This is a genomic window from Primorskyibacter flagellatus, from assembly GCF_014638275.1.
Lineage (GTDB): Bacteria > Pseudomonadota > Alphaproteobacteria > Rhodobacterales > Rhodobacteraceae > Pseudooceanicola > Pseudooceanicola flagellatus_A.
On the sequence record NZ_BMFJ01000001.1, the window covers coordinates 2,323,763 to 2,346,087 of the forward strand.

Genomic DNA, 22,325 nt, shown 5'->3' on the forward strand with positions numbered 1-22,325 from the left:
AGCGACAGAGTAACGAGTGCGCCCATGAAACTATCAGGGACATGCCTGTGCGGCGGCGTCGGGTTCCGGTCGGAAGGCTGGGTCAGCCCGATCCAGGCCTGCCACGCGACGCGGTGCCGGAAGGCCACCGGGGGACTGTTTTCGCCGGAAGTGGCGGCGTCCGCAGCCGCCTTCGAATGGACAGGCGACCCGGGGTTGATAGCCTCCTACGAAGCGCCGATCCTGCACGAACCGCCGGCCTACCGGCGGAACTTCTGCCGACGCTGCGGATCGCCCTTGCCCGTGGTGATCGCAGAAGCTGGAGTCGCGCTGCTGCACGCTGGACTTCTGGACGAAGGGGTCGAGCTTCCGGTCTTTCGCCACGCCTTTGTCGCGCAGAAATCCGGCTGTTGCGAAATCACCGACGGCAAGCCGCAGTACGAAGGGCAGCCTCCGCCGCCGGACATGTCCGTCCTGTTCGACTGATCCCCTGCCCGTTCAGCCCGCCCCTTCCATCTGCACCATCCATCGCGTGCCGTAGCGGTCCGTGAGCATTCCGAACAGGCCGGCCCAGGACATCGGGGTGAGCGGCATGCGGACCTCTCCGCCCTCGGCGAGGGCGTCGAAGACGCGGCGCGTCTCGGCCTCTGTCGGGAAGGCGAGGGAGATGTTGACCCCGGCCATCGGCGGTGCGCCGCCGGGGGTCGGGTCGTCGGAGGCGTAGAGCCAGCCGTCGCCGATCGGCAGGGCGGCATGCATGATCGCGTCGGGCATGGCCTCGGGCATGCCGTCGGGGCGGTTGCCGTCCGGGAACATGTCGACCACGGTGAGGATCTGCAGCCGGTCCTCCGCGCCGAAGACGCGGGCGTAGAAGGACATCGCTTCCCGGCAGGTGCCGGAGAAGAAACGGTATGGGACGGGCTGCATCGACGGGATCCTCGGTTTCCGGTTCCGCCCCAGTCTGGCACCGGGCGCGCCGGAAGAACAGCCGCAAGGGAAAGCCGCGCCGCACAAAGCAGTTGGTTGACGGGCGGGTCCAGCGCTGCAATGTAGCGTGCGATGACGGACAGCAGGCCCGATCCCATGGATGCACGTTCTGACCCCGGAACCGGAGACGATCCGGAATGGGGGCCTTTCCAGCGACCGCTGTTTGCCGACCCCTCGGTCCGCCACCTCAGCAGGGTCGGGGTGGTCGACGTCGGGTCGAACTCCGTCCGGCTGGTGGTGTTCGACGGAGCGGCGCGGTCGCCGGCCTATTTCTACAACGAAAAGATCATGTGTGCGCTTGGCGCCGGGCTGTCCGAAACCGGTCGGCTGAACCCCGAGGGGCGCAAGCGGGCGCTGGCCGCGCTGCACCGGTTCCAGCTGCTGGCGCATGGCATGGACGCCGGACCGCTGACCGCCGTGGCCACAGCGGCGGTGCGCGATGCGGAGGACGGGCAGGCCTTTGTCGACGAGGTTGAGCGCGAGACCGGGCTGAAGATCAACATCATCCCGGGGACGGAAGAGGCGCGGCTGTCCGCGCAGGGCGTCATGCTGGGCTGGCCCGGCAGCTACGGTCTGGTCTGCGACATCGGCGGGTCGTCGATGGAGCTGGCCGAGATCAAGGGCGGGCAGGTCGGACGGCGCATGACCTCGCCGCTCGGGCCGCTGAAGCTGCGCGAGGTGCCCGGCGGGCGCAAGGGACGGCGGGCCTATATCAAAGCCGAGGTCGACAAGATGGCGGAAACGCTCGGCTCTCAGCGCGACCGGCTGTTCCTGGTCGGCGGGTCGTGGCGAGCGATCGCGCGGATCGACATGGATCGGCAGAATTACCCGCTGCACGTGCTGCACGAATACCGCATGTCGACTTCCGCCGTGCGCAAGACCGCCGACTATATCCGCGACAGCGATCTTGAGGCGCTGCGGTCGCGCTGTTCCATATCCTCCGCGCGGATGGACCTAGTGCCGCTGGCGTCGGAGGTTCTGATGGAGGTGGTGCGCGCCTTTCATCCCCATGACATCGCGGTGTCGAGCTACGGGATCCGCGAAGGCCTGCTCTACCAGCAGATGCCGCAGGTGCTGCGCGACCGCGACCCGCTGATCGAGGCCTGCCGGTTCGCCGAAGCCAAGGATGCGCGCCTACCCGGCTTCGGACGCACACTCTACAATTTCATCCTGCCGATCTTCCGCGCCGCCCGGCCCGAGAAACAGCGCATCATCAAGGCAGCCTGCCTGCTGCACGACGTGACCTGGCGGGCGCATCCCGACTACCGGGCGGAGGTCTGTTTCGACAATGCGACCCGCGCCAACCTTGGCGGGCTGAAGCATTCCGAACGCATCTTCCTGGGCCTCGCCCTGCTGCACCGCTACCGGAACAAGCGCGAAGGGACGTCGTTCGAGAACCTCTACCAGTATCTTCCGCCGGAGGACCTGCTGCTGGCGGAAACCGTCGGCAAGGCGATGCGGTTCGGGGCGATGCTGTGGCTGGAAAAGGATTCGATCCCCGGCGAATTCCGCTGGTACCCCAAGAAGAAGGTGCTGGAACTGCGGCTGACCGAAGCCGCCTGGCCCCTGCTTGGGGAGGTCGCCATGGCGCGGCTCAAATCGCTCGCCACGGCGCTTTCGGCAGAGCTTGACGTTAAGATGACGGCCTAAAGCTCTATCTCGCCGTCGGGGGTCTCCGGCATGTCGCGCATCTCCTCCGGCGTTTTCCGGCGCAGGATGATATCGCCGTTCGGCAGCATCTCGGGGGGATGGTAGTTCGCGAAGTCGTCTACCCTCTCGACCAGGTCCTGAAGCGCCGGGCCCATTTCCCGCAGGAAGTTCTGCATCGCGGGTCCGGCGTCCTCGGCCAGATCGCGCAGGGATTCCAGCGCGGGATCCACATCCTCCATCAGGCCGCGGAAGAACATCCGCGCGCCACGCTCCATCAGCGAAGGACCCTCTTCTTCCGGTGCTGGAGCGGCATCCTGCGCGGTGGCAGGAAGTGGCATGGCAAGGGCGACAATCAGGACGATCCGTTTCATGATCGGGATATAGGGCACTGAAGGCGCTTCGCCAGATCAGAGGTCGATGTCCAGCACGACGGGAAAGTGATCGGAGGCGGTGATGAGCGCATCGCGCAGCTCTGGCCGCGACCAGCAGTCGGGGTCGTCGAAGGGGTGCCAGATGCGCCATCGCGGGTTCAGTTCCATCAGGTCCGGAGAGATCATCACGTAGTCGAGCAGCGCCTGAAGGAAGCGCTGTTCGGGCTTGATGTAGAACCGGGCGGAGGTCGGGGCGGCGGTCAGCTTGCGGCTCAGCGCCTGATGCGCGTGCGGGTCGAAAAGCTGCGGCGGTTCAGTGCCCATGACGATTTCCACCGAAGATCGTCCGAAAAGGTGTTCGTATTCGTCCAGTCCGGGGCCATCGTTCAGATCGCCCATGAGGATCAGGCTCTCGCCCCCGGCAAGGTGCTGGGCGACGCGCTGGCGCAGCCAGATCGCCTGTGCCAGCTGCTTGCGGCGGTTGGCGATGGACAGGCGCATCACCTGATCCCGGCCGGTCGCGCCATGGGGCGCCTTGGATTTCAGGTGCACGCCGATCATGCGCAGCACGCGCCCCGCCGCCGTCGTCACCGCCAGTTCCAGCGGCGGCTTGGAGAAGGTGATGTCGTCCTCCGTCGCGTCCACGTCGAGGTCGATGCGGAAATGTCCGTCAAAGCGGGGCGCATGCGGAGCGCCCGCCAGCCCCTGCGGATCGTGGCGCACATCCAGCACGGCGGGGTCGTACATCAGGGCGATTTCCTGCTGCGTCTGGTTCGGATAGCCGATGACGGCCCGGTCAGCGCGCAGGGCGAAGGCCTCTCCAAAGTTCTGCAGCGCGCGGATGGAGGAGCGGCGGGTGTTGGTGTCCGGCGCCTCGATCACCATGATCGCGTCGGCGTCGATGGCGGTCAGGACAAGGCCAAGCGCCTCGATCTGCATGGCGCGGGTCACGTCGCGGCGGGCGGACCAGCGATCGTCAATCAGCAGTTCGCCCGCGTCGTCGAACAGGGCGTCGAACCATTCGATGTTGTAGCTGACGATGCGCATGACGTCCGCCGGTCAGGCCACCGGCGCACCGGCGCGGCTGCGCTTGGCGGTGATCTCCTCCCACGCGCGGTTGAGGTCGATCATGCGTCGTTCGGCCATGCCCAGGGCTTCCTCCGGAAGGCCCCGCGCGGCCAGCCGGTCGGGGTGGCATTCGCGCACCGCGGCCTTCCAGGCGGCGCGGGCTTCCTCGTAGGTGGCACCGGGGGTGAGACCGAGGATGGCGTAGGGATCGGCCACGGCGTCCGGCACATGGCGGGCACGCAGGGTGCGGAACCGGCTCTCGTCCATGCCGAAGATCTTCGCGACTTCCAGCAGAAAGGCGTCCTCGGCCGGGTGATAGCCGCCGTCGGCCATGGCGATATGGAACAGCCCGTCCATGATGTCGCAAAGCGTCTCGCTGCGGGGGCCGAACATGGAGGCGATGCGCTGCGCGTAAAGGTCGTACCCCGCGACGTCCTGCCGGGCGAGGTTGAAGACCTTGGCCGCCTCCGCCTCGTCCTTGTCGGCGATGCGGAAGACTTCGCGGAAGGCCGTCACCTCGTCCCGCGTCACCTGGCCGTCGGCCTTGGCCATCTTTGCGCCAAGCGCGATGACGGCGATGGTGAAGGCGACAGAGCGTTCGGGCGGGGTCCGCAGCCCGTCGAAGACCGAGGCAAGGCTTTCCCCCCGCGCCAGCGCGGCAATGGCTTCGGATATGCGGGACCAGATCGACATGACACCAGTTTAACCGGGAGCGCGGGGCGTGTCAGAGAATTTTCTGCATCAGCACAAGGTCCAGCCAGCGGCCGAACTTGCGCCCCGACTGCGGCAGGCGTCCGCAATGGTCGTAGCCTATGGCGGCGTGAAAGGCGATGCCGGCCGCGTTCTCTCCGCTGATGCCGGCCACCATGGTATGCGCCCCGGCGGCGCGGGCGTGATCCTCCACCGCCTGCATGAGAGCGCGGCCCATGCCCCGCCCGCGCGCCTGCGGGCCAAGGACGATGGAATGCTCCATCGCCTGCGCATACCCGTTGCCTGCGCGAAACTGGTCGTAGCTGGCGAACCCGGCGACGGTCCCCTCCGCCTCAGCGACAAAGACTTCGCGTCCGCGGGCCTGCCGGTCAGCGATCCAGTCCGCGATGTCCCCGGCAGAGCGTTCGAGGGTGGAGAAGGTAACCGTCGTGTCCCGGATCACCGGGGTCCAGATGGTGTGGACGGCGACGGCATCGGCAGCGGTGGCGGGGCGGATCATGGCGGAACCTCCGGGCAGGGCAGAGGATCATCCGATGCTGCGCTGCGGAAGGCAAGGGGCCGCGCCAGCAGCCCCCTTCTTTGGTTTCAAAAGTATCCTCGGGGGGGGCCGCATCGCGGCGGGGGGCAGACAGCCCCCCTCCCCCCTCGCCTTCGGCCGCGCGATCAGGCTGCCCGCGCCGCCCGGATCAGGCCGAGGATGTCCTGTGCGGCAGAGGGGATGTTGGTCCCCGGACCGAAGATCGCCTTCACCCCGGCCTTCTTGAGGAAATCGTAATCCTGCTGCGGGATCACCCCGCCGCAGATCACGATGATGTCGCCGGCGTCCTTTTCCTTCAGCGCCTCGATCAGCTGCGGCGCGAGCGTCTTGTGCCCTGCCGCCTGGCTCGAGATCCCGACGACATGCACGTCGTTGTCGATGGCGTCCTGCGCGGCCTCCTCCGGGGTCTGGAACAGCGGACCAACGTCGACGTCGAAGCCGATGTCGGCAAAGGCGGTGGCGATGACCTTGGCGCCGCGGTCGTGGCCGTCCTGGCCCATCTTGACGACCAGAAGGCGGGGGCGGCGGCCCTCTTCCTCGGCAAAGGTCTCGATATCCTTCTGGATGGCGGCAAAGCCCTCGTCGCCTTCATAGGCCGCGCCGTAGACCCCGGCGAGCGTCTTGACCTCCGCCCGGTGGCGGCCGAATTCCTTTTCCATCGCCATGCTGATCTCTCCTACCGTGGCCCTTGCGCGGGCGGCCTCTACCGCCGCCTCGAGCAGATTGCCGCCCTCTTTCGCGCGGCGCGTCAGTTCGTTGAGCGCGGCGGTGCAGGCGGCCTCGTCGCGGGAGGCACGGATGCGCTCAAGCCGTTCGACCTGCGATTTGCGCACCGCGACGTTGTCGACGTCGAGGATGTCGATCGGATCCTCCTTGTCCTTGCGGTACTTGTTGACGCCGACGATGACCTCTTCGCCGCGGTCGATCATGGCCTGACGGCGCGCCGCCGATTCCTCGATCCTCAGCTTGGGCATGCCGGAGGCGACGGCCTTGGTCATGCCGCCCATCTCCCGCACCTCCTCCATCAGCGCCCAGGCCTTCTGGATCAGCTCGTCCGTCAGGCTTTCCACGTAGTAGGAGCCGGCGAGCGGGTCGATGACCTTGGTCACCCCCGTCTCCTCCTGCAGGACCAGCTGCGTGTTGCGCGCGATGCGGGCGGAGAAGTCGGTCGGCAGCGCAATCGCCTCGTCCAGCGCGTTGGTGTGCAGGGACTGGGTGCCGCCGAGCACAGCGCTCATCGCCTCGTAGGCGGTGCGGATGACGTTGTTGTAGGGGTCCTGCTCTTGAAGCGACACGCCGGAGGTCTGGCAGTGAGTCCGCAGCATCTTGGAGCCCTCCTTCTGCGCCCCGAACTCTTCCATCACCCGGTGCCAGAGCGTGCGGGCGGCGCGCAGCTTGGCGATTTCCATGAAGAAGTTCATGCCGATGGCGAAGAAGAACGACAGGCGACCGGCGAACTTGTCGACGTCCATCCCGGCGTCGATGGCGGCCTGCACGTATTCGCGCCCGTCGGCGAGGGTGTAGGCCAGCTCCTGCACCAGGTTCGCACCCGCCTCCTGCATGTGGTAGCCGGAGATGGAGATGGAGTTGAACTTGGGCATCTCGTTCGAGGTGTATTCGATGATGTCGGAGATGATCCGCATCGAGGGCTGGGGCGGATAGATATAGGTGTTCCGCACCATGAATTCCTTGAGGATGTCGTTCTGGATCGTGCCGGACAGGACCGACTTGTCATGGCCCTGCTCTTCCCCGGTGACGATGAAGTTCGCAAGCACCGGGATCACCGCGCCGTTCATGGTCATGGAGACCGACACCTGATCCAGCGGGATGCCGTCGAAGAGGATCTTCATGTCCTCGACGGAGTCGATGGCCACCCCCGCCTTGCCGACGTCGCCGACCACGCGCGGATGGTCGCTGTCATAGCCGCGGTGCGTGGCGAGGTCGAAGGCGACCGACACGCCCTGCTGCCCGGCAGCAAGGTTGCGGCGGTAGAAGGCGTTGGATTCCTCCGCCGTGGAAAAGCCCGCGTATTGCCGGATCGTCCAGGGCCGGCCGGCATACATCGTGGCGCGCGGGCCGCGGGTGAAGGGCGCCATGCCGGGGAGCGACCCCATGTGGTCCAGCCCCTCCGTATCCTCTTGGGTGTAGAGCGGGCGGACCTCGATCCCCTCCAGCGTGTGCCAGGTCAGGGAGGAGAGCGGCTTGCCGCGCAGTTCCTTTTCAGCGCGAGCCGACCAGTCGTCTTTCTTCGATGCCATGTGGGTGTCCTCTTCCTAACAGGCCCGGCGGCAGGTGTCTCCCCGCGCTGTCGGGCTGAAATCCTCGGGCCGGTGCGGCCCTGTCGTCATGGGTGTGATAACGGGCGATGCCGTCGGCCCCGGCGCTCAGCCAGAACAGGTCGTCCTGCCAGGCCTCCCGCAGCATGGCCGACTGATCGGGGTCGAAGGGCTGCCAGGGGCCGTCGCCCGCCGGTATCGTCTCCGGGTCGATGTCGCGCCCGGCGAGCACGCGGCGCAGTTCGGCACGGTCGGGGGCAGCGTTCAGGTGGTGGTCCGCATGGTCCCGCAGCGGCGTGCAGTCCTGTCCGGTCATGTGCGACAACTTTTCCGGCGGGGCGAGGTCGTGGTCCATCGCGATGACCGCCGCGCCGGGGGTCGCTGCGGCAACATCGCGGATCACGTCCTGCCAGCGCCTGTGACTGCCTGCCACCGCATCGAGGTCCCGTGTACCGGGGGGAAGCAGGCCGCGCCCGACCGCGTAGGCCATGGCCGAGGGCCAGTAGCCGTCCTGCCGCCGCAGGGACAACGCGATCCGGACCGGATGCCCTGCAAAAGCACGGGCGACGCGCGCCATCCGTGCGGCGCATTCGGGATAGAGCGCACGGGCCCGCAGGTTACCGGCGGGAGAGCCAAGCAGGTTCTCGTCGCTGACGACAAGGTGGCCGACCCCGGCGTCCCTTGCGCGCTCAAGAGCGGCGGCGATCCGGCGGCAGGCCCCGTCGACCCCGGCGTCGCCCGGGGCCATCAGCCCGTCGAACAGCCCGGCGCGGGTGCGCAATGGTCCCCAGAAGCCGATCCCCCTGCGCCCCAGCCCCCGCGTGTTCTGGCGCATGTACTGCTGGAAGGAGGTGGAGGCGCTGCGATGCGCGCCGGCGTGAATCGTGATCTGCATGGCCGGGGTCCCTGTCTGCCGCGCCCGGCGGGCCGGGCGGATGTGGATGGTGCGGCGCATCATGCCCTCCCACCACTGACAAAGGTCTTAACGCTGGTCGGGACGCGGGTTTTCGCGCCGGCAACGGTGACGTGGGGCGGCAAAGCGCCTATATCGGGAACAGGGAGGACCTGACACACGATGCGCAAAGCCCTGATCTGCCTGATGGTTCTGGCCTCGGCCCCTTTGATGGCGCAGGAGGCATCCTCAGCCGCGACGCCCCCGGAAACCCCTGCCGAAACCACGGCAGAGGCCACGGACGGCATCTTCCTCGACACCGCGCCGGAGTCGCTGGAGGCGCTGCGCTGGCAGAAACGGATCGTCGCGGTCTTTGCCGACAGCCCCGAAGATCCGCAGTTCCGCCGCCAGATGGAATCGCTGCAGCGCGATCCGCAGGCGCTGGCATATCGCGACGTGGTGGTGCTGACCGACACTGACCCGGCCGCGCAGTCGGCGCTGCGGGAAACCTTCCGACCACGCGGGTTCATGATGGTTCTGGTCGGCAAGGACGGGCAGATCAAGCTGCGCAAGCCCCTGCCCTGGGACGTGCGGGAGATTTCCCGCGCCATCGACAAGACCCCGCTCCGCCAGCAGGAACTGCGGGATCTGGGGCAGCGGGGCGGCGTCGCGCTCGGGCGGTAGAGATTGCGCAGACCAGCGCGAAACCCTATATTAAGGGCAGGACGGGCACGGTGCCCGGACGCAAGGCGCGGAAGGTGACATATGGAACGTGATCCGAACATTCCCCTCACTCCGATCCCCGTGACGGGCCGGACGGGCCCGAAGCCGGGGTACTGAGCGCTTTCTGGCGCTGTACCGTTTCGCGGTGCCGCTCCTCCTCCACCGCCTTCGCGGCCGGTTTGCCCCCCTTTGAATAGGCGTCGATGATGCGCAGGGCGTGATGCCCGAAGGCGGAGGCCTGCTTCTTCATAGCGATGTAGTCGCGGTAGATCGCCGCCCGCCGCTGCGGTGACAGCGCTGCGAAGCCAGGCCCCCGCATATCCCCGACCAGCGTGGCGATGGCGCGGATCTGGCTGTAGTAGGCGACCACCGGGTCGATGGAACTGCGCGGCAGTATGTGGATCTGGTCGATCGCCGCCTCGAACACGCGATCGTTGTGTTCGACCGGGATGAAGGGCACGAAATCTGCTTCCGACTCGATCCGGGCGGCCATTTCCGACCCGTAGCGGTCCAGTTCGTCGGCGGTGTCCAGCGTGGCGAGATGCGCGCCGATCTCTGCAAACAACGCGCGGTGCATGTCGCGCAGGCGTTCGGCGCGCAGCGTGGCGTCCCGGCGGCGGTTCTGCCAGCCGTTGACCATCCAGCCAAGCGCCACGAAGGCCCCGGCGATGACAGCCTGCCAGATCCGCGCGTCCAGCGCGGAGAGCCAGGATATCGGCGCCGGGGCCTCCATCGCCCTATTCGAACTCCATGATGACTTCGTCCACCGCAAGGCTGTCGCCCGGACCGGCGTTGATCTTGGCGACCACGCCCTTCCGTTCGGCGCGCAGGATGTTTTCCATCTTCATCGCCTCGATCGTGCAGAGCGCCTGCCCCTCCTGGACCTCCTGCCCCTCTTCCACGTCGATCTTCACCACCAGACCCGGCATCGGGCAGAGCAGCAGTTTGGAGGTGTCGGGCGGCACCTTCTCGGGCATCAGGCGGGCCAGTTCGGCGTGGCGCGGGCTGCGCACATGCACCTTCAGGTCGGCACCGCGAGACCGGATGCGGAAGCCGCCGGAGATCTTGGCAACCTTCAGAACCAGCGGCGCGCCGTCGACCGTCATCTCGGCCAGCTGATCGCCGGGCGTCCAGTCACCCTCCACCTTCAGTGCGGTGCCGTCCGCGAAGCTGACCGTCGCGCCGCCGGTGTAGGCGGAAACGGTCGTCTCGAACTCCTGTCCCTGCAGGGCGACATTCCAGGCGTCGCCGACCTTGCGTTCGTGGTTGTCCATGCGGCCCGAGACGCGGGTGCGCCGGATCTCGGCCACGCGGTTCATCGCGGCGCAGGCAGCGGCGATACGCTTCAGCGCGGGTTCTTCCAGGGTCACGCCTTCGAAACCGTCGGGATATTCCTCGGCAATAAAGGCGGTGGTCATGGCGCCGTCGATGAACTTGGGATGATCCATCACGGCGGCGACGAAGGGCAGGTTGTGGCCGATCCCCTCCACCTCGAAACTGTCGAGAGCGACACGCATCGCCTCGATCGCCGCCTCGCGGGTCGGGCCCCAGGTGCAGAGCTTGGCGATCATCGGGTCGTAGTACATGGAGATCTCGCCGCCCTCGTAGACGCCGGTATCGTTGCGGACCGCGGTTTCACCCGTCGGGGCCTCACCCTGCCACTTCTTATTCTGAAGCAGCGGGCCGGCCGCGACCTCCGCCGGCGGGCGGTAGCGGGTCAGGCGGCCGATGGAGGGGAGGAAACCGCGATAGGGATCCTCCGCATAGAGCCGGTTTTCGATGGCCCAGCCCGTCAGCTTCACGTCGTCCTGCGTCATGGTCAGCTTTTCGCCGTTGGCGACGCGGATCATCTGTTCGACCAGATCGACACCGGTGATCAGTTCGGTCACCGGATGTTCCACCTGCAGGCGCGTGTTCATTTCGAGGAAGTAGAAGTTCCGCTCTCCGTCGACGATGAATTCAACGGTGCCTGCGGAGGCATAGCCGACCGCCTTGGCCAACGCGACGGCCTGTTCGCCCATGGCCTTGCGGGTCGCCTCGTCAAGGAACGGCGACGGCGCTTCCTCGACAACCTTCTGGTTCCGTCGCTGGATCGAACATTCCCGCTCGCCCAGGTAGATGCCGTTGCCGTGGCCGTCGCACAGAACCTGAATTTCGATGTGGCGCGGCTGGGTCACGAACTTCTCGATGAAGATGCGGTCATCGCCAAAGCTGTTTGCCGCCTCGTTCTTGGAGGACTGGAAACCCTCGCGCGCCTCCGTCTCGTTCCAGGCGATGCGCATGCCCTTGCCGCCGCCGCCGGCAGAGGCCTTGATCATGACGGGATAACCGATCTCGCCCGAGATCTTCACCGCCTCGTCCGCGTCTGCGATCAACCCCATGTAGCCGGGGACGGTGCTGACTCCGGCCTCCTGCGCGATCTTCTTGGAGGTGATCTTGTCGCCCATGGCCTCGATCGCCTTGACCGGGGGGCCGATGAAGGCAACGCCGGCCTTTTCAAGCGCCTCGGCGAACTTGGGGTTTTCGGACAGAAAGCCGTAGCCCGGGTGAACCGCCTGCGCGCCGGTTTCCCTGATCGCGGCCATCACCTTGTCGATGACGATATAGGACTGGTTGGCGGGCGGCGGGCCGATGTGGACGGCTTCGTCCGCCATCGCCACGTGCAGCGCGTTCTTGTCCGCGTCCGAATAGATCGCCACGGTCTTGATGCCCATCTTGCGCGCCGTCTTGATGACGCGGCAGGCGATCTCCCCCCGGTTGGCGATCAGGATTTTATCGAACATGTCAGTCCCTTCCCGGTTCCTGGCCGCGGGCGTTCCGCGGCGGTCGTGCATGCAAAAACCCCGCGGCAGCGCAGGCTGCTACGGGGTTCGTCGTTTTCGGTGCGGCCGGGGACTGGCCCCGGCGCGCGGTGTTCAGCGTAAAATCAGTTGAGGCTCGGGCATGCGCTCGGGTTGGTCTGGCAGTACGCGATGTTTGCACCTGCCCCGACCAGCGCGCCGGTGCCGACATTGCCGCCCGTGAGTGCTGCCGCGGCAGCGCCCGTACCACCGCCTGCGAGGGCCTGTTCCCCGACGGTGTCTCCGCAAGCCGCGAGCCCTGCAAAACCTGCAAAGGCGACGGCGATGATTTTTGCTCTGCGCATTGTTCCGTTACTCCTCGAAATTTGCGTATCCGGGAGATAACACGCCGCGCGCGGAAAAGTTCCCGCGATGTTTCGACGCGAGCAGGAAATCGCCGAGTCCCCGCGGGGCGGAGCCGGGCGCTTTGACAGTGGTCCGGAAAAAGGGCGGGCGGTCTGACCTTGGGGACATCAGACCGCCCTGTTAGGGAAGGGTAACGGTAGTGACATGCCGCGTTCCGGACCGGGACAGGCCCGAAGGCGACCAGACGGATGCTGCATCCGATTCCCGGTGCGGAAAAGTGCCGTGCGAAATCGTCGACTTCTTGGGCCGGAATCTGCCTGAATTCGCCGGGGCTTGGCAAAAACCTGCTCAACTTGGGGCTGAGACGCGGGGCGGGGGCGATCCGGATCACCAGTCCTCCTCCCTGTCGTCCTCTTCTTCCGCGTCGTCCCACTCCGTCGGTTCGAAGGCCTGCGGGAAAGACCGGCGGGCAACCGCCTCGTCTATCCTGAGAAGCGCGTCGTAATCGGCGGGGTCGAACGGGTCCTCTGCCGGGACGACCTCGCGCCCGAACAGCCAGGACAGGCGGCCGGCGTCGAGGTTGCCGCGTTCGAAAGGGTCGGTCCCGAAATGGTCCCAGAGCGCGGTCAAAAAGACCTCGTCCGCCTTGCGGTCGATGGCCTTGCGGTCACGGAACCGTTCGCGCCGGATGATCGGCGTGACACCGCGCGGGTTGGCGCGGCGGATGGTGAACTGGAAATCCGATCCCGGCAGACGGCCGGGGAACCCGCGATGCTTCAGCATGGCGCCCTCCGGATCACGGACGGGATCAAGGGCGCGCAGGCGGGGAACGGGGCGGGCCGTGAGGCCGCGCCCCGGTAGTGCTTACTTGTACTTGCCGGTGTAGACCGGTTCGGACGAGATCGGCTCGGGTGCGACCTGAACGTACTCGGGCTCCGGCTGGGCACAAGCGGCGCCGAGGGCGACGAGACCCAGGGCGAAAACGATTTTGATGCTCTTGGACATCTGGTTCTCCTGTTCAAACTGCCAACCGAACGGAGGCCGGGAAATTCCCCGCTCCGTCGGATTGTGGGCGCGTCTTGGGAAACGCCTGACCCAAACATAGCCCAAATCAAAACGGTTTCATACGGGGCGCGCGGGGGTCGCGAATCCTGTGACGGGAAAGTCGCAGCGACACAGGCAGTCCGGACGATGATCCCCAGATTTTGTATGGGCATCAGAATTCCTCCCAAACGCATGTGTCATTCTCGATCCGGAAGGCTTCGAAGACCTGCATCACGCCGGGCGCCGTGGTGGCGAAATCGACCGGGGCGGAGGCGATCGAGATCACCGCCTGAGCGGGTTTTTGCCCGTCCGTCGTGGGGTATCCAAGGGCCTGCGTCGCGCAGAGCGCGGCAAAGTCGTCAGCTACCGCGGCATAGCCACCCGTCGCCAGATCCGGCGCCACATAGCGCAGCCGCAGCCAGAGCGTACCGTCGGGCTGCAGCTCCTCTCGCGCCTCCTGAAGCGTCATCGGCAGACCGGATGGCACGGCCGGGGTCTCCTCCTGACCCCGGACCGTGGTCGCGGCGGTGCAGGGCACCCCCATGGCCGCGACGATAACCAGTGCCTGCGCCCGCCGGCCCGCGTGGGCCAGCCAGCGTCGGCGATTGTCCGGATCCTCCAGCACCGCGCGCAGGTCCTCCCCTGCGCGGGCGGGGGCGCGGCGCTCCGTCCGCCCCCCGGCTTCCACCAGGATCGTGTCCATTTCATGGCTGACACGCACCGCCGGTGCAAAACCGCCCATCCGGCGCAGCGCACGCCAGACGTCCTGCCGCACCTGCTGCGCCAGCCGGGTCAGCGACACCGCCCCCGCGGGCAGCCGCGTCGTCTCGCGCAGGTCGAAGCGAACGGGCAGGACCCGCGCCACCGTGACCGCGCGATCCGCGCGCAGGATATGCCAGTTGTTGCGCGTCATCAGACCTTCAGAGCGGAATGTTGTCGTGCTTTTTCCAGGGGTTCTGCAGCTTCTTGCCCCGCAGAGAGGCAAAGGCGCGGGCGACCCGGCGGCGGGTCGAACGCGGCTGGATGACCTCGTCGATGAAGCCTTTCTCGGCCGCGACGAAGGGGTTGGCGAAGCGGTCCTCGTAGTTCTTCGTGCGCTCGGCGATCTTCTCCTTGTCGGAGAGTTCGGAGCGATAGAGGATCTCCACCGCGCCTTTCGCGCCCATCACGGCGATCTCTGCCGTCGGCCAGGCGTAGTTGAAGTCGCCGCGCAGGTGTTTCGACGCCATCACGTCATAGGCGCCGCCATAGGCCTTGCGGGTGATGACGGTGACCTTGGGGACCGTTGCCTCACCATAGGCGAACAGCAGTTTCGCACCATGCTTGATGACCCCGCCATATTCCTGCCCCGTCCCGGGCAGGAAGCCGGGGACGTCGACGAAGGTGAGGATCGGGATCTCGAACGCATCGCAGAAGCGGACGAAGCGCGCGGCCTTGCGGGAGCTGTCGATATCCAGACACCCGGCCAGCACCATCGGCTGGTTCGCGACCACGCCGACCGTCTGGCCTTCGAGCCGGATGAAGCCGGTGATGATGTTCTTCGCGAAATCCTCCTGGATCTCGTAGAAATCGCCCTCGTCCGCGACCTTCAGGATCAGTTCCTTCATGTCGTAGGGGGAGTTCGCGTTCTCCGGGATCAGCGTGTCGAGAGAGGTCTCGATCCGGCCCGGTTCGTCGAAGAAGGGGCGGACCGGGGGCTTTTCGCGGTTGTTGAGGGGAAGGAAGTCGACAAGGCGGCGGACCTCGGCCAGCGCCTCGACATCGTTCTCGAACGCGCCGTCAGCGACGGAGGATTTCTTCGTGTGGGTGGAGGCACCGCCCAGTTCCTCGGCGGTCACGACCTCGTTCGTCACGGTCTTCACCACGTCGGGGCCGGTGACGAACATGTAGGAGCTGTCCTTCACCATGAAGATGAAGTCGGTCATCGCCGGGGAATAGACCGCGCCGCCGGCGCAGGGCCCCATGATGACGGAAATCTGTGGTACCACGCCGGAGGCCATGATGTTGCGCTGGAACACGTCGGCATACCCGGCGAGAGAGGCAACGCCCTCCTGGATCCGTGCCCCGCCGGAATCGTTCAACCCGATGACCGGCGCGCCGTTCTGGATCGCCATGTCCATGATCTTGCATATCTTCTGGGCATGGGTTTCAGAGAGTGAGCCGCCGAAGACGGTGAAATCCTGCGAAAAGACATAGACCATGCGGCCGTTGATCGTGCCCCATCCCGTGACGACGCCGTCGCCGTAGGGACGCTGCTCCTCCATCCCGAAATCGGTGCAGCGATGCGCGACGAACATGTCGAACTCCTCGAAACTGTCCGCGTCGAGCAGCAGTTCGATCCGTTCGCGTGCGGTCAGCTTGCCCTTGGCGTGCTGCGCGTCGATCCGCTTCTGGCCGCCGCCCAGACGGGCCGACTCCCGGCGCTCCTGCAATTCCTGAAGAATGTCCTTCATGAGTGGCTCCCTTTCGCTCCGGTCCGTTGCGGCATGCGCGGGACCATATTCCCAGTTGTCGCTTGAACAAAGGGGCGATTTGGCAAATTTGCAAAGCCTTGCAACGATCAGTGAGGAAAACTGCAAATCAGCTAACCGCTGCGGCCCGCGGCGCGGCCGTGCAAAAACACCACCCCCGGAGGTGCAAAAGGATCCGACCGCCACATCTTGCACATCCCGGCGGCAGGGGACATGGTGTCCGGCGCTGCCCGTCAGGGCCCGAAAGCCCGAGACATGCCCGACATCCGCTCAGAAAACCGCACCCCGCCGCATCTGGTGACGCTGATCCTTTTGGCGTCGATGACCGCGCTTGCGATGAACATCTTCCTGCCGTCGCTGCCCAGCATGACCGAACATTTCGGCACCGAATACCGCTACGTGCAGCTGTCCGTCGCGGTGTTCCTTGCGGTGAACGGAGTCCTGCAGCTGTTCGTCGGACCGATCGCGGACAAGTACGGGCGGCGTCCGGTGATCCTGTGGGGGCTGGCGGTGTTCTGCGTCGCGACACTCGGCTGCCTCTACGCGCCAGACATCACCACCTTCCTGATCTTCCGCTGCCTGCAGGCCACCGTCGCCGTGGCCATGGTGCTGTCGCGGGCGATCGTGCGGGACATGAACAGCGCGGAAAAGGCGGCCTCCATGCTGGGTTACGTGGTCATGGGCATGTCGGTCGTGCCCATGGTCGCCCCGGCCATCGGCGGGTTGCTGGATCAGGCCTTCGGCTGGAAATCGACCTTCTGGGTGCTGCTCGCCTTCGGCGCGGCTGTCTTCGTCATCGTCTGGGTCGACCTCGGCGAAACCGGGACGCCAAGCGACCGGTCGCTCTGGGGCCAGTTCGCGGAATATCCCGAGTTGCTGACCTCCCCCCGCTTCTGGGGCTACTGCCTTGCGACGGCCTTTTCCTCGGGCGCGTTCTTCGCCTTCCTCGGCGGCGCGCCCTACGTGGCCTCCAATGTCTTCGGGATGACCCCGGCGCAGTTCGGATACTTCACCGGGGCGCCGGCGATCGGGTATTTCCTCGGCAACTGGCTGACCGGCCTCTACGCAACGCGGGTCGGGGTGAACCGGATGATTCTCGCCGGCACGCTGATCGTCGGGATCGGCCTCGCGTCGGCGCTGGCGCTGTCCTACGGCGGCCTGTCGTCCCCCTTCGTCTTCTTCGGCTTCATGACCTTCGTCGGGCTTGGCAACGGGCTGGTGATCCCCTCGGGCACGTCGGGGATGCTGTCGGTGCGACCGCATCTGGCGGGCACGGCGTCTGGGCTGGGCGGGTCGATCCAGATCCTCGGCGGCGCGGCGCTTTCGGCGCTGGCGGGGGCCATGCTGACACCGGGCAGTGGAGAGTTCCCCCTGCTGTGGATCATGTTCCTGACCGTGGTCGCGGGGCTGGGGTCGATCCTGCTGGTGATCTGGCGGGAACGGCAGCTTGGCCTGCGGATGATGTAGTCCCCGCCGGGGCACGTTAACCGCTTGTCCACCGATCTTTGCAAAGCTAGCCTCGCTAATCAGCAAACTGCAAATCCGGGATGGGCATGGCGACCAAGAAACTCTACGCCGGGGCAAAGCTTCGCGAAACGCGGCAACGGCTCGGGCTGACGCAGAAGGATTTCGCCGGGAAGCTCGGCGTGTCCCTTCCCTATCTCAACCAGATGGAAAACAACAACCGTCCGGTGTCGACCACCGTGGTGCTGGCCCTGGCGCAGGAATTCGGGTTCGACGTCACCGAACTGTCCACCGGGGACAGCGAACGGCTGGTGTCCGACATGCGCGAGGCGATGGCGGATCCGATCCTGGCCGATGTCGCCCCGCCTCTGCCGGACCTGCGGCTCACCGCATCGAACGCTCCCGCCCTTGCCCGCGCCTTCCTGCACCTGCACCGCGCCTACCGGCAGACGCACGAACGTCTCGCCTCCCTGGACGAGGCACTGGGGCGGGAAGACGCGCGCACCCTGCCCTCCCCCTGGGACGAGGTGCGGGATTTCTTCCACTACTGCGACAACTACATCGACGCGGTCGATCGCGCGGCGGAAAGCTTTGCCACCCCGGCCCAGCCCGACCGCAACATCCGGGTGCGCGCGGTGTCCCGGCTTGGCAACAGCGGGATCACCGTCGCCTTTGCCGACACGCCCGCGCTGCGCAGCTACGATCCCGACACCAAGCGGCTGACCCTGTCGCGCCGCGCCGCGCCGGAAACCCAGACGTTCCAGCTGCTGCTGCAGCTGGCGCTGCTGGAATATGACAAGCTGATCGAGGCGACGCTGGATTTCGCCCGCTTCCAGTCCGACGCCGCGCGGGCCATCGCGAAGATCGGGCTGGCCAACTACTTCGCCGGGGCGGCGCTGATGCCCTATGGCCCGTTCCTCGACGCCGCGCGCGAGGTAAGGCATGACGTGGAAATCCTCGCCCTGCGGTTCGGCGCCTCCATCGAGCAGGTGGCCCATCGGCTCTCCACCCTGCAACGGCCCGGCGCGAAGGGAATCCCCTTCTTCTTCGTGCGGGTCGATCAGGCGGGCACGATCACCAAGCGGCATTCGGCCACGCGGCTGCAGTTCGCGCGGTTCGGCGGGGCCTGTCCGCTATGGAACGTACACCGCGCCTTCGAGACGCCGGGCCGGTTTCTGCGCCAGTTGGCGGAAACGCCGGACGGGGTGCGCTACATTTCCATCGCGCGGGACGTGAGCAAGCCGGGCGGAAGCTGGGGCGCACCGGACCGGCGGTTCGCCATTGCCCTTGGATGCGAGGTCAGCCATGCCTCTGCCCTTGTCTACGCGGACGATCTGGACCTGACCCGGCCGGAAACCTTCGAACCGATCGGAATCTCCTGCCGGATCTGCGAGCGGGAGCATTGCCACCAGCGGTCGGTGCCGCCGCTGGAACGGCGGCTGACCATAAACGTCAACGCCCGCGGCACCCTGCCCTACGAGGTCGGCTGAACAGAACGCAGCATGGCGTAGATGCTGTCCTTCAGCGTCCCGCGTTCCTTGCGAAGGCCGATCATGGTGAGGTCGTCCATCGGCTCCACATTCGTCTCGGCCCGGTGAATCTGGCGATTCAGCGCGTGGTAGCGGTCGGCCATGCGGTCGAAATGCGCATCGACCTGTTTCAGCATGGTGATGCGGTCGGCGAGGTCGGGGAATTCGTCGTGCAGTTCATGGGGCGTGTTCGACATGGGCTTGGTCCTTTTCTCTGTGCCGGGAGCAGAGGATACCGATTCCTCACGCGCGGCCTTGATCGGGATCAAACCGGCGGAGACTGCCCAATCTTTCGGCAGGATCCGGTGCGGGCGGCGCGCGAACGATCATGGCGCTTTACTTGAACCGGCGCGCTGTGCTGCCCTGGGGAGGCAGGGTGTCTAGGGTTCCGCCAAATTTGGGTCAGGTCCGAGAGATGCCGCCGGGCGGCAAACTCCGCCCCGGTACACGGCGGGGCAAAATCCCGGGAGAGAACTGCGTCGGGTCGCCCGCGCCAGCTTTCCATGTTCCGCCTGCGGTCGGCCTTTCACATAATTTGCGGAACGCACGACGGGGAATTTTATCATGCTGAAACAAAAGCTTGCCGCCGCCGCGCTGGCCACTCTCGCGGCCCTGCCCGCCGCGGCGCAGGAAAGGACCGAGTTCAAGCTGGCCTGGACGATCTACGCCGGGTGGATGCCCTGGGGCTACATCGAAAGCTCCGGCATCATGGACAAGTGGGCCGAGAAATACGGAATCGACGTCGAGATCGTGCAGATCAACGACTACATCGAGTCGATCAACCAGTTCACCGCCGGCGCCTTCGACGGCGTGTCGGCCACCAACATGGACGCGCTGTCGATCCCGGCGGGGTCGGGCGTGGATTCTACCGCGTTGATCGTAGGGGATTATTCCAACGGCAATGACGCGATCATCCTGAAGGGCGAAGGCGATCTCGGCTCGCTCAAGGGGAAGCCGGTGAACCTGGTGGAACTGTCGGTGTCGCATTACCTGCTGGCCCGCGCGCTGGACCAGGTCGGGATGAGCGAGGCGGATCTCGGCGGGGTGATCAACACCTCGGACGCGGACATGATCGCGGCGTTTGAAACGGACGACGTGGAGGCCGTCGTGACCTGGAACCCACTGGTCGAAACGATCATGGAAAAACCAGAGGCGACAAAGCTTTACGATAGTTCCGACATTCCCGGAGAAATCATCGACATCATGTTCGTGAACACCGAGGTGCTGGCTGCCAATCCCGATTTCGGCAAGGCGGTGACGGGCGCGTGGTTCGAGACGATGGCGCTCATGTCCTCGGGCTCGGCAGAGGGCGACGCCGCCCTGACGGAGATGGCAGAGGCCGCGGGCACGGACCTTGAGGGTTACAAGCGCCAGCTGGCGGCGACGGCGATGTTCTACACACCTGAATCCATGAAGGAATTTGTCGAAACCTCGGACCTGCCGGGCACCATGACCACGGTGGCGGAGTTCCTGTTCGACAAGGGCATCCTTGGGGAAGGCGCGCCCTCGGCCGATTTCGTCGGGGTGGAATATGTCGGCGGGGACACCTCGGGCGATGCGGGGAACGTGAAGTTCCGCTTCACCACCGAATTCGCCGACATGGCGATTGCGGGCGAACTGTGAAAAAATGACCAGATGACCAAATCCGGTCATCTGGTCATTTCTCGTCCGCCATGCGCCTGATCAATCGACATCCCGGCCGTGTCCTGGCTCTCGTGCTCGCCGCGCTGCCCTTCCTTGCGGCGCTGGTCGCCTATTCGGTGAGCTCCGAGATCCGGCTGGCGGCGAACCCGCAGGACCGGCTGCTGCCGTCACTGACGAAGATCGCGGAGACGGCGGGGCGGCTGTTCACCGAGGGCGACCGGCGGACGGGGGCGATCCTGCTGTGGCATGACACCGGCGCGTCGCTGCGGCGACTGGCGCTTGGCGTGGGGATCGCGGCGCTGGTGTCGCTGGTCGCGGGCATCGGGATCGGGCTGCTTCCACACGTGCGCAAAACCTTCTCGGGCTTCGTCGCGGTGGTGTCGATGGTGCCGCCGCTGGCGGTGCTGCCGATCCTGTTCATCGTCTTCGGCCTGGGCGAGGTGTCCAAGGTCGTGCTGATCGTGGTCGGCATCACCCCGGTGATGATCCGCGACCTTGCGGGGCGCACGATGGAGATCCCGCGGGAGATGATCGTGAAGGCGGAAACGCTCGGCGCGTCGTCCCGGGTGATCGCCAGCCGGGTGGTGCTGCCGCAGGTGATGCCGCGGCTGATCCAGTGCATCCGGCTGGCGCTTGGCCCCGCCTGGCTGTTTCTGATCGCGGCAGAGGCGATCGCATCGGAGGTCGGGCTTGGCTACCGGATTTTCCTTGTGCGGCGGTATCTCGCGATGGATGTGATCCTGACCTACGTGATCTGGATCACGGCGCTGGCCTTCGTGATGGACTGGCTGCTGCGGCTTCTGGCGCGGCGGGCGTTTCCGTGGACGGGGGCGGGGTTGTGAGGGCGGTGGTGCGCCCCCTCCCCGGCCCTCCCCCTGTCAGGGGGAGGGGGACCCGCGCCTGTGGTGCCAGTATGCGCATTGATCCGACAGCTGTGCTTCCCTCCCCCCGGCGGGGGGAGGGAGAGGGAGGGGGTGTCCGCAGATGACCTTCGTCTCCGTCCGCAACATCTTCCAGAGCTACGGGGACCGGCCGATCCTCGAACGGGTGAACCTCGACGTGGCGGAGGGGGAGTTCGTGTCCATCGTCGGCGCCTCGGGCTGCGGCAAGTCCACCTTCCTGCGGTTGCTGCTGGCAGAGGAGCGGCCCGTGAAGGGCGAAATCCGCATCGACGGCAATCCGCCCGCCGTCGAACCGGGGCGCGAGCGCGGGGTGGTGTTCCAGCGGTATTCGGTCTTTCCCCATATGACCGTGCGCGAGAATATCGTTGCCGGAGAAAGCTTTGAGCGGGCCTCGGGGCGATTCTTCGGCGCCGAACGCCGAGCGGCGCTGGCCCGCGCCGACGCGGTGCTGGCGCGGATCGGCCTGTCGCATGTCGCCGGGCAATATCCGGCGACGCTGTCGGGGGGCATGCAACAGCGCCTGGCCATCGGGCAGGCACTTGCCGCACGGCCGCGCATCCTGCTGCTGGACGAACCTTTCGGCGCGCTCGATCCTGGTACGCGGCTGCAGATGCATGACTTCCTGATGGAGCTGCGGGCCGAGACGGGCATGACCGTCTTCATGGTCACCCACGACCTGTCCGAGGGCTTCAAGCTGGGCGACCGTGTTCTGGTCTTTGACAAGACCAGATGGGACGCAGACTATCCCGACCGGTACGGTGCCACCGTGACCTACGATTTCGATGCACGGGATGGCGGGATGCCGTTCCAGCACCTTCTCGACCAGTTCCCCGGCCTCGCGCCGGAGTTCCCCCTCTCCGCGCTGCCGGGCTCCGCGGTCAGGGACCACCAAGGCCCGGAAGCCGCCCCGACGGGGCCAAGACTTTAGGA

The 22,325-nt window shown here is 66.3% G+C and carries 23 protein-coding genes and 1 riboswitch; of the genes, 8 read left to right on the top strand and 15 right to left on the bottom strand.

The features are described 5' to 3' along the window. The first annotated feature begins 24 nt into the window (after window positions 1–24). The gene (locus tag IEV87_RS11545; protein WP_188477822.1) at window positions 25–465 is read left to right on the top strand and encodes a GFA family protein; all 441 of its coding nucleotides are present in this window, start codon (window positions 25–27) and stop codon (window positions 463–465) included. 12 nt (window positions 466–477) lie between these two features. Here the strand turns inward: IEV87_RS11545 and IEV87_RS11550 are convergent, their stop codons facing one another. After that, a complete protein-coding gene (locus IEV87_RS11550) occupies window positions 478–906 on the bottom strand; it encodes a VOC family protein (RefSeq protein WP_188477823.1) in 429 nt (142 codons plus the stop codon). A 156-nt stretch (window positions 907–1,062) separates the two neighbouring features. Between IEV87_RS11550 and IEV87_RS11555 the strand changes: the two genes are divergently transcribed. Beyond that, complete coding sequence (locus IEV87_RS11555; RefSeq protein WP_188477824.1) at window positions 1,063–2,616, top strand: Ppx/GppA family phosphatase; 1,554 nt, start codon at window positions 1,063–1,065, stop codon at window positions 2,614–2,616. Here the strand turns inward: IEV87_RS11555 and IEV87_RS11560 are convergent. The 6 genes from IEV87_RS11560 to IEV87_RS11585 form a co-directional block, all read right to left on the bottom strand. Next, on the bottom strand, window positions 2,613–2,987 hold the full coding sequence (locus tag IEV87_RS11560; protein ID WP_188477825.1) for a hypothetical protein: 375 nt from the start codon (window positions 2,985–2,987) through the stop codon (window positions 2,613–2,615). The genes IEV87_RS11555 and IEV87_RS11560 overlap by 4 nt on opposite strands. Window positions 2,988–3,023: 36 nt before the next feature. Continuing rightward, window positions 3,024–4,034 (bottom strand): endonuclease/exonuclease/phosphatase family protein, encoded by a 1,011-nt coding sequence (locus tag IEV87_RS11565; RefSeq protein WP_188477826.1) that lies wholly within the window; start codon window positions 4,032–4,034, stop codon window positions 3,024–3,026. A 12-nt stretch (window positions 4,035–4,046) separates the two neighbouring features. Further along, the gene (locus tag IEV87_RS11570) at window positions 4,047–4,748 is read right to left on the bottom strand and encodes a molecular chaperone DjiA (protein WP_188477827.1); all 702 of its coding nucleotides are present in this window, start codon (window positions 4,746–4,748) and stop codon (window positions 4,047–4,049) included. Window positions 4,749–4,779: 31 nt separating this feature from the next. Further along, window positions 4,780–5,265, bottom strand: coding sequence for a GNAT family N-acetyltransferase (locus IEV87_RS11575; protein WP_188477828.1), 486 nt, complete (start codon window positions 5,263–5,265; stop codon window positions 4,780–4,782). A 164-nt stretch (window positions 5,266–5,429) separates the two neighbouring features. Continuing rightward, the gene (gene scpA, locus IEV87_RS11580; protein ID WP_188477829.1) at window positions 5,430–7,562 is read right to left on the bottom strand and encodes a methylmalonyl-CoA mutase; all 2,133 of its coding nucleotides are present in this window, start codon (window positions 7,560–7,562) and stop codon (window positions 5,430–5,432) included. After that, a complete protein-coding gene (locus tag IEV87_RS11585) occupies window positions 7,525–8,535 on the bottom strand; it encodes a hypothetical protein (RefSeq protein ID WP_229737542.1) in 1,011 nt (336 codons plus the stop codon). Before IEV87_RS11585 ends, scpA begins: the two co-directional genes overlap by 38 nt. Window positions 8,536–8,655: 120 nt before the next feature. Between IEV87_RS11585 and IEV87_RS11590 the strand changes: the two genes are divergently transcribed. Beyond that, on the top strand, window positions 8,656–9,156 hold the full coding sequence (locus IEV87_RS11590; protein ID WP_188477830.1) for a DUF4174 domain-containing protein: 501 nt from the start codon (window positions 8,656–8,658) through the stop codon (window positions 9,154–9,156). 106 nt (window positions 9,157–9,262) lie between these two features. Here the strand turns inward: IEV87_RS11590 and IEV87_RS11595 are convergent, their stop codons facing one another. The 7 genes from IEV87_RS11595 to IEV87_RS11625 all read right to left on the bottom strand — a co-directional run bounded on the left by IEV87_RS11595 (window position 9,263) and on the right by IEV87_RS11625 (window position 15,838). Next, entirely contained in the window at window positions 9,263–9,928 is a 666-nt protein-coding gene (locus IEV87_RS11595; protein ID WP_188477831.1) for a hypothetical protein, read from the bottom strand. A 4-nt stretch (window positions 9,929–9,932) separates the two neighbouring features. Then, window positions 9,933–11,978 (bottom strand): acetyl-CoA carboxylase biotin carboxylase subunit, encoded by a 2,046-nt coding sequence (locus tag IEV87_RS11600; RefSeq protein ID WP_188477832.1) that lies wholly within the window; start codon window positions 11,976–11,978, stop codon window positions 9,933–9,935. Between the two features lie 143 nt (window positions 11,979–12,121). Further along, the gene (locus IEV87_RS11605; RefSeq protein ID WP_188477833.1) at window positions 12,122–12,340 is read right to left on the bottom strand and encodes a hypothetical protein; all 219 of its coding nucleotides are present in this window, start codon (window positions 12,338–12,340) and stop codon (window positions 12,122–12,124) included. 388 nt (window positions 12,341–12,728) lie between these two features. Continuing rightward, a complete protein-coding gene (locus tag IEV87_RS11610) occupies window positions 12,729–13,124 on the bottom strand; it encodes a hypothetical protein (protein ID WP_188477834.1) in 396 nt (131 codons plus the stop codon). A gap of 81 nt (window positions 13,125–13,205) precedes the next feature. After that, entirely contained in the window at window positions 13,206–13,346 is a 141-nt protein-coding gene (locus IEV87_RS11615; RefSeq protein ID WP_188477835.1) for a hypothetical protein, read from the bottom strand. Between the two features lie 211 nt (window positions 13,347–13,557). After that, window positions 13,558–14,298, bottom strand: coding sequence for a DUF6497 family protein (locus IEV87_RS11620; protein WP_188477836.1), 741 nt, complete (start codon window positions 14,296–14,298; stop codon window positions 13,558–13,560). Between the two features lie 7 nt (window positions 14,299–14,305). Next, window positions 14,306–15,838 carry an acyl-CoA carboxylase subunit beta gene (locus IEV87_RS11625; RefSeq protein ID WP_188477837.1) on the bottom strand — a complete coding sequence of 511 codons (1,533 nt, stop codon included), beginning with the start codon at window positions 15,836–15,838 and terminating at the stop codon, window positions 14,306–14,308. Window positions 15,839–16,111: 273 nt separating this feature from the next. On the opposite strand from IEV87_RS11625, the gene IEV87_RS11630 reads away from it, so the two are divergent. Both IEV87_RS11630 and IEV87_RS11635 read left to right on the top strand, forming a co-directional pair. Next, on the top strand, window positions 16,112–17,323 hold the full coding sequence (locus IEV87_RS11630) for a multidrug effflux MFS transporter (RefSeq protein WP_229737543.1): 1,212 nt from the start codon (window positions 16,112–16,114) through the stop codon (window positions 17,321–17,323). An 86-nt stretch (window positions 17,324–17,409) separates the two neighbouring features. Next, complete coding sequence (locus IEV87_RS11635; RefSeq protein ID WP_188477839.1) at window positions 17,410–18,810, top strand: helix-turn-helix domain-containing protein; 1,401 nt, start codon at window positions 17,410–17,412, stop codon at window positions 18,808–18,810. Here IEV87_RS11635 and IEV87_RS11640 read toward each other — a convergent pair. Further along, a complete protein-coding gene (locus tag IEV87_RS11640; protein ID WP_188477840.1) occupies window positions 18,795–19,046 on the bottom strand; it encodes a YdcH family protein in 252 nt (83 codons plus the stop codon). The genes IEV87_RS11635 and IEV87_RS11640 overlap by 16 nt on opposite strands. A 172-nt stretch (window positions 19,047–19,218) precedes the next feature. Then, window positions 19,219–19,321: riboswitch (guanidine-I (ykkC/yxkD leader) on the top strand. A gap of 92 nt (window positions 19,322–19,413) precedes the next feature. Here IEV87_RS11640 and IEV87_RS11645 point away from each other — a divergent pair. The 3 genes from IEV87_RS11645 (at window position 19,414) to IEV87_RS11655 (ending at window position 22,323) form a co-directional block, all read left to right on the top strand. Further along, window positions 19,414–20,472, top strand: a complete 1,059-nt coding sequence (locus IEV87_RS11645; RefSeq protein ID WP_188477841.1) for a putative urea ABC transporter substrate-binding protein — start codon at window positions 19,414–19,416, stop codon at window positions 20,470–20,472. 50 nt (window positions 20,473–20,522) lie between these two features. Then, window positions 20,523–21,335, top strand: coding sequence for an ABC transporter permease (locus IEV87_RS11650; RefSeq protein WP_188477842.1), 813 nt, complete (start codon window positions 20,523–20,525; stop codon window positions 21,333–21,335). Between the two features lie 142 nt (window positions 21,336–21,477). Then, entirely contained in the window at window positions 21,478–22,323 is an 846-nt protein-coding gene (locus IEV87_RS11655) for an ATP-binding cassette domain-containing protein (RefSeq protein WP_188477843.1), read from the top strand. Window positions 22,324–22,325: the final 2 nt, after the last annotated feature.

Excerpts from the sequence above, each read along its gene's own strand:
- IEV87_RS11630 (WP_229737543.1), top strand. The coding sequence starts at position 16,112 with ATGCCCGACATCCGCTCAGAAAACCGCACCCCGCCGCATCTGGTGACG.
- IEV87_RS11600 (WP_188477832.1), bottom strand. The coding sequence starts at position 11,978 with ATGTTCGATAAAATCCTGATCGCCAACCGGGGGGAGATCGCCTGCCGC.
- IEV87_RS11560 (WP_188477825.1), bottom strand. The coding sequence starts at position 2,987 with ATGAAACGGATCGTCCTGATTGTCGCCCTTGCCATGCCACTTCCTGCC.
- IEV87_RS11550 (WP_188477823.1), bottom strand. The coding sequence starts at position 906 with ATGCAGCCCGTCCCATACCGTTTCTTCTCCGGCACCTGCCGGGAAGCG.
- IEV87_RS11645 (WP_188477841.1), top strand. The coding sequence starts at position 19,414 with ATGCTGAAACAAAAGCTTGCCGCCGCCGCGCTGGCCACTCTCGCGGCC.
- IEV87_RS11590 (WP_188477830.1), top strand. The coding sequence starts at position 8,656 with ATGCGCAAAGCCCTGATCTGCCTGATGGTTCTGGCCTCGGCCCCTTTG.
- IEV87_RS11605 (WP_188477833.1), bottom strand. The coding sequence starts at position 12,340 with ATGCGCAGAGCAAAAATCATCGCCGTCGCCTTTGCAGGTTTTGCAGGG.
- IEV87_RS11620 (WP_188477836.1), bottom strand. The coding sequence starts at position 14,298 with ATGACGCGCAACAACTGGCATATCCTGCGCGCGGATCGCGCGGTCACG.
- IEV87_RS11555 (WP_188477824.1), top strand. The coding sequence starts at position 1,063 with ATGGATGCACGTTCTGACCCCGGAACCGGAGACGATCCGGAATGGGGG.
- IEV87_RS11575 (WP_188477828.1), bottom strand. The coding sequence starts at position 5,265 with ATGATCCGCCCCGCCACCGCTGCCGATGCCGTCGCCGTCCACACCATC.
- IEV87_RS11625 (WP_188477837.1), bottom strand. The coding sequence starts at position 15,838 with ATGAAGGACATTCTTCAGGAATTGCAGGAGCGCCGGGAGTCGGCCCGT.
- scpA (WP_188477829.1), bottom strand. The coding sequence starts at position 7,562 with ATGGCATCGAAGAAAGACGACTGGTCGGCTCGCGCTGAAAAGGAACTG.
- IEV87_RS11615 (WP_188477835.1), bottom strand. The coding sequence starts at position 13,346 with ATGTCCAAGAGCATCAAAATCGTTTTCGCCCTGGGTCTCGTCGCCCTC.
- IEV87_RS11585 (WP_229737542.1), bottom strand. The coding sequence starts at position 8,535 with ATGCGCCGCACCATCCACATCCGCCCGGCCCGCCGGGCGCGGCAGACA.
- IEV87_RS11595 (WP_188477831.1), bottom strand. The coding sequence starts at position 9,928 with ATGGAGGCCCCGGCGCCGATATCCTGGCTCTCCGCGCTGGACGCGCGG.
- IEV87_RS11610 (WP_188477834.1), bottom strand. The coding sequence starts at position 13,124 with ATGCTGAAGCATCGCGGGTTCCCCGGCCGTCTGCCGGGATCGGATTTC.
- IEV87_RS11650 (WP_188477842.1), top strand. The coding sequence starts at position 20,523 with ATGCGCCTGATCAATCGACATCCCGGCCGTGTCCTGGCTCTCGTGCTC.
- IEV87_RS11565 (WP_188477826.1), bottom strand. The coding sequence starts at position 4,034 with ATGCGCATCGTCAGCTACAACATCGAATGGTTCGACGCCCTGTTCGAC.
- IEV87_RS11570 (WP_188477827.1), bottom strand. The coding sequence starts at position 4,748 with ATGTCGATCTGGTCCCGCATATCCGAAGCCATTGCCGCGCTGGCGCGG.
- IEV87_RS11635 (WP_188477839.1), top strand. The coding sequence starts at position 17,410 with ATGGCGACCAAGAAACTCTACGCCGGGGCAAAGCTTCGCGAAACGCGG.
- IEV87_RS11655 (WP_188477843.1), top strand. The coding sequence starts at position 21,478 with ATGACCTTCGTCTCCGTCCGCAACATCTTCCAGAGCTACGGGGACCGG.
- IEV87_RS11640 (WP_188477840.1), bottom strand. The coding sequence starts at position 19,046 with ATGTCGAACACGCCCCATGAACTGCACGACGAATTCCCCGACCTCGCC.
- IEV87_RS11545 (WP_188477822.1), top strand. The coding sequence starts at position 25 with ATGAAACTATCAGGGACATGCCTGTGCGGCGGCGTCGGGTTCCGGTCG.